The organism is Mycobacterium sp. 1245852.3 (genome assembly GCF_001669335.1).
GTDB classification, from domain to species: domain Bacteria; phylum Actinomycetota; class Actinomycetes; order Mycobacteriales; family Mycobacteriaceae; genus Mycobacterium; species Mycobacterium europaeum_A.
In genome coordinates this window covers 1-5221 of sequence record NZ_LZLL01000341.1, presented here as the reverse complement: position 1 = coordinate 5221, position 5221 = coordinate 1, and the positions used below count along the sequence as shown (strand labels likewise).

The following is a 5221-nucleotide window of genomic DNA, read 5'->3' as shown; positions in this document are numbered from 1 at the left end:
CACCCAGTCCGGCCTCGGGTTGCCCGATGAGTCCTATTACCGCGAAGAGCGGCACGCGCAGGTGCTGGAGGCGTACCCGGCGCACATCGCGCGGATGTTCGCCCTGGTGTTCGGCGGCGATCCGGCCGACCACATTGCGACCGCCGACCGCATCGTCGCGCTGGAGGCCAGGCTGGCCGAGGCGCACTGGGATGTGGTCAAGCGCCGCGACGCCGACCTCACCTACAACCTGCGCACGTTCGCCGAACTTCGCGACGAGGCGGTGGGGTTCGATTGGGCCGGCTGGGTGGGCGGGCTCGGCGCCGACCCGGAGTCCCTCGCGGAAGTGATTGTGCGCCAGCCTGATTACCTGCGCACGTTCGCCGAGCTGTGGCGCAACGAAGACCTCGAGGTGTGGAAGAGCTGGGCGCGGTGGCGGTTGATCCGCGCCCGGGCCGCCTGGCTGACCGACGAGGTGGTGTCCGCGGACTTCGACTTCTACGGCCGCCTGCTGACCGGCACCGAGCAGATCCGCGATCGGTGGAAGCGTGCGGTGTCGCTGGTGGAGAACCTGATGGGCGACGCCGTCGGAAAGCTCTACGTGCAACGGCATTTCCCGCCCGGGGCGAAGGCCCGCATCGACGAACTGGTGGCCAACCTGCGGGCGGCCTACCGGATCAGCATCAGCGACCTGGACTGGATGACCCCGGCGACCCGGGAGCGGGCGCTGACCAAGCTGGACAAGTTCACCGCCAAGGTCGGCTACCCGGCGAAGTGGCGTGACTACTCCGCGCTGGTGATCGACCGGGCCGACCTGTACGGCAACTACCAGCGCGGGTACGCCGTCAACCACGACCGCGAGCTGGCCAAGTTGGGCGGGCCGGTGGACAGGGACGAGTGGTTCATGACGCCGCAGACCGTCAACGCCTACTACAACCCGGGCATGAACGAAATCGTCTTTCCGGCAGCCATTTTGCAGCCGCCGTTCTTCGACGCCGAGGCCGACGACGCGGCCAACTACGGTGGCATCGGCGCGGTGATCGGCCACGAGATCGGCCACGGCTTCGACGACCAAGGCGCCAAATATGACGGCGACGGCAATCTGGTGGACTGGTGGACGGACGCCGACCGCGCCGAGTTCGCCACCCGCACAAAGGCTCTCATCGAGCAGTACGACGCCTACACGCCGCGGGCACTGGCGAGCGAGCACCACGTCAACGGCGCGTTCACCGTCGGGGAGAACATCGGCGACCTGGGCGGCTTGTCGATCGCGCTGCTGGCCTACCAGTTGTCACTGAACGGCCAGCCGGCTCCGGTCATCGACGGCCTGACCGGCGTGCAGCGGGTGTTCTACGGGTGGGCCCAGGTATGGCGCACCAAATCCCGTGAGGCCGAGGCGATCCGGCGCCTGGCGGTGGATCCGCACTCGCCGCCGGAGTTCCGCTGCAACGGCGTGCTGCGCAACATGGACGCCTTCTACGACGCCTTCGACGGCGCCGATGTTGGCGCGCTGTTCCTGGAACCGGACAAGCGGGTCAAGATCTGGAACTGACGCTCACCTGCGCGGGCTCGATCCGGGCGGGGACGTGCTTGTGCCACGGCGTGCCGGCGTAGGGATCGCGCCATTCGGTGGAGGTGAGCGCGTTCGGGGCGACACCCGCGGTGACGGTGCGCCCGTCGTCGCCGATGTAGTCGAGCCCGAATCCGTTGGGCAGGGCGGCATGTCCGGGGAGCATGGTCTCGGTGATCTCGACGGTGGCCTCGGCGCTGCCGGTCGCGGTGCTGATGCGGGCCCGGCAGCCGTCGACGAGCCCGAGGGCCTGGGCGTCCTCGACGCTGACCCGCAGTGCGCCGTCGGCGTCGCGCTTGCGCCAGGACGGGTCGCGGAAGATGTCGTTGGCGGTATAGGCGCGCCGCTCCCCCACCGACAGCACGATCGGGAAATCCGGCGTGGTAAGCCGGGGCGGGGTGCGGGTCAGCGCCCCCAATTCGTCGAGCATCGCGGGGATTTCCAGGGCGATCTTGCGGTCGGCGTGGCTGATCAACGCGAAGTCGTCCTCGTAGTTGTGCACGGTGAACGTCACCCCCGACGGGTTGTCCATGATCGCGTCGAACAGCGCGTTGCCGTCGGCGTGACCGGCGCGCCGCACGGCGTCGGGATAGCTCATCGCGGTTTTCTGGGCGAGGCCCCACAGGGCGGCGGCGCCGCGCAGTCCGTCGGGCAGGGTGGGCCCCAGCGTCTCGTAGAGAACATACGGAAGCAGCTGCGCCACAGTTGGATTGGTGGCGACGGCGGAGAGGAACGCCTCGGTGTAGGCCTGCCGTCCCCGCTGGGCGGCCTCGCGCAGCGGCCGCAGGTCCGCGTCGTCCACCACCCCGAGCGCCCGCACCAGCCGCGCCCAGATCTCGGGTTCGGGCAGGGTGCCCGGCAAGGGTGGCAGCAGTGGACGGCGCAGCTGAAAGGTGTTGTGCGGGAATTCCAGGTTGAAGAAGGTGGCCTCCGGCTTCTCGAACTGGGAGGCGGCGGGAAGCACATAGTGGGCGAGCCTGGCTGTCTCGGTCATCGCGACGTCGATGACCACCATCAGCTCCAGTGATCGGAACGCATCGCGGCAGGCGGCCGAATTCGCCAGTGAGTGAGCCGGATTGCTGCTTTCGACGATCATGGCCCGGAAGCGATCCGGGTGATCGGTCAGGATTTCCTCGGGCACCACGTTGCTGGGCACCAGCCCGGAGATGATGGGGGCGCCGGTCACCGGGGTGCGGCCGGAGAACTGGCCGAACAGCGGCGCGAACGACGAATGTAGGTGCTGGCCGCCCTGTTTCGCGAAGTTGCCGGTGAAGATCCAGAGCAGCTTGTTCAGATAGGAGCACAGCGTGCTGTTGGGTGCCTGCTGCACCCCGAGGTCCTCGAACACCGAGACGCTGGCCGCGGTGCCGATGCGCCGCGCCGCCGCGCGCAGCAGTTCCTCGTCCACCCCGCAGTGCTGCGCGTAGCCGGCCACCGGAATCTGGCGCAGCGCGTCACGCACGGTGTCGGCACCGCGCACATGCTCGGCGAGAAACGCTTCGTCGCAAAGGTTTTCCTGTACGAGGATGGCGGCCAGCGCGGCCAGGCACCACGCGTCGGTGCCCGGCCGCACCCGCAGGTGGAAGTCGGACATCTTGGCGGTGTCGGTGACGACGGGATCGATGACGATCATCGAGCGGTTCGGATCCTTCGCGATCTCGTTGAGCACCACCCGCGCCCGCGGGAAGCTCTGCGACATCCACGGGTTCTTTCCGACGAAGACCGCCACCTCGGCGTGCTCGAACTCGCCCCGGGTGTGGCCGCCGTACAGCTGGCCGTCGACCCAGGCCTCGCCGGTTTTCTCCTGCGCCAAGGCATTTGACCGGTAACGCGAACCCAGCGCCTTGAGGAAGGCGCCGCTGTACGCCCCGCCCAGGTGGTTGCCCTGCCCGCCGCCGCCGTAGTAGAAGATCTTGTCCCCGCCGTAGCTGTCGCGGATGTGTTTGAAGCCCTCGGCGATCTCCACGATCGCGGTGTCCCAGTCGATCTCCTCGTAGCTGCCGTCGGCGCGGCGGCGCAGCGGCGAGGTCAGCCGGGCGCGGCTGTTCTGATAGTGGTCCAGGCGCAACGCCTTGTTGCAGGTGTAGCCCTGCGAAGCGGGATGGGCCTTGTCACCGCGGATGCGGGCCAGCCGGCGATCCTCGACTTGAACCACGATGCCACAGTTGCATTCGCACAGAATGCATGCGCTGGGTTGCCATTCACCGGTCATTGCGGGTGTCCTTTCCGGCTGCCTGATAGGACGAGGTGGCCAGCAGCAGCTCGCGCAGCTGGCGATGGACGACGTCGAGGGGCATCAGGTCGCGTCGCACCCGGGCCAGCACGATCGCACCCTCGAGCGCGGTGGTGGCCAGGACGGCCAGCTCGCTCGCCCGCTCCCGCGGAACACCGTCGGCGATCAACCGCGCGGCGATCAGGTCGTTCCACCGGTCGAAGGCCGCGGCGGCGCGTTCCACCACCGGGGCGATGCGCTCGGCGTCCTGTTCGCCCGCCTCGACGGAGACCGCCACGATCGGGCAGCCGGCACGGAAGTCGGTATCGACCAGCTGCCGGCGGTACTGATCGATCAACGTGTCGATCAACTGCAGGCCGTCGGCCGCGCCGGCGATCACGGCGGCGACGTACTCGCCGGCGAAGTCGACGGCCTCGCAGAGCAACTGGGTGCGCCCGCCGGGGAAGTAGTGGTAGGCCGACCCCCGCGGCGCGCCGCTGTGTTCGAGCACGTCGGAGATGGCGGTGGCGCGCGCGCCCCGCTCGCGGATCAGCAGCGCGGCAGACACGACCATCCGCTCGCGTGGACTACGCATCGCAGCTCCTCAGCCGTCGGGGTATGTATGATGCTATACATAACGCGCGCGCAAGCGGAACCCCCAGGCAACAACAACCCGCCTAACCGCAAATCGCCCATTCCCGCTCGGGAATGGGCGATTGTGCGCTGTCGCTGCGGGTTAGTTCATCCAGTCGGCGGAGCCGTCGTTCTTCTTGTAATTGCCGCCGCTGGAGTTCTTCACGACGATCGGGTCACCGGGACCGAAGTTGTCGAAGAACCACTTGGCGTTGGTCGGGCTGATGTTGATGCAGCCGTGGCTGACGTCGCGCTTGCCCTGGTCGTCCACCGACCACGGCGCGCTGTGCACGTAGTCGCCGACGTTGTCGAAGCGGACCGCGTCCTCCACCGTCACCTTGTAGCCGTAGGTCGAGTTGACCGGCACGCCGTAGGTCGAGGAGTCCATCACCACCGACGCCTTCTTGTCCTGCACGTAATAGGTACCGTTGGGGGTTTGGTGATTGCCCGACGTCATGCCCATCGACATCGGGAAGGTCTTCTCGACGGTGCCGTTGCGGGTGACGGTCAGCTGGTGCGTGGCGTCGTCGGCGGTGGCGATCAGCGTGTCACCGGTCTGAAAGGTGGACACGGTGCCGCCGGCGTCGACCGTCACGGCGGTGTGGGCGGGCCAGAAGTTGATCGGCCGCCAGCGCAGCTGGGTCGGGGTCATCCAGTAGAACTTGCCCGGCACCGGCGGGACCGACGAGACGTGCACCGCCGCGATGGCCGCGTCGGCGTTCTCGACCGTGCCCGGGAAGTTGATGATGATCGGCTGGCCCAGTACGCTGCTCATCCCGCCGATCGCCTGCCAGTGGTCATAGATCGCACCGCCCTGCAGCGCCTTG

General features: G+C 68.0%; 4 protein-coding genes. 1 reads left to right on the top strand and 3 read right to left on the bottom strand.

The window, feature by feature from the left end; genetic code table 11:
* Nucleotides 1-1531, top strand: a 1531-nt coding sequence (locus A9W96_RS15350) for a M13 family metallopeptidase (protein ID WP_067140960.1), incomplete at its 5' end; no start/stop codon positions are given.
* On the opposite strand, the gene A9W96_RS15345 is transcribed toward A9W96_RS15350, so the two are convergent.
* From A9W96_RS15345 to A9W96_RS15335, 3 genes are all read right to left on the bottom strand, one after another.
* Nucleotides 1515-3761, bottom strand: coding sequence for a molybdopterin oxidoreductase family protein (locus tag A9W96_RS15345; protein WP_067140957.1), 2247 nt, complete (start codon nt 3759-3761; stop codon nt 1515-1517). The two genes, A9W96_RS15350 and A9W96_RS15345, sit on opposite strands and share 17 nt — an antisense overlap.
* A complete protein-coding gene (locus A9W96_RS15340; RefSeq protein ID WP_067140954.1) occupies nt 3751-4356 on the bottom strand; it encodes a TetR/AcrR family transcriptional regulator in 606 nt (201 codons plus the stop codon). Before A9W96_RS15340 ends, A9W96_RS15345 begins: the two co-directional genes overlap by 11 nt.
* A gap of 141 nt (nt 4357-4497) precedes the next feature.
* Nucleotides 4498-5221 (bottom strand): L,D-transpeptidase family protein (locus A9W96_RS15335; protein WP_067140951.1); only part of this gene is annotated, 724 nt, incomplete at its 5' end.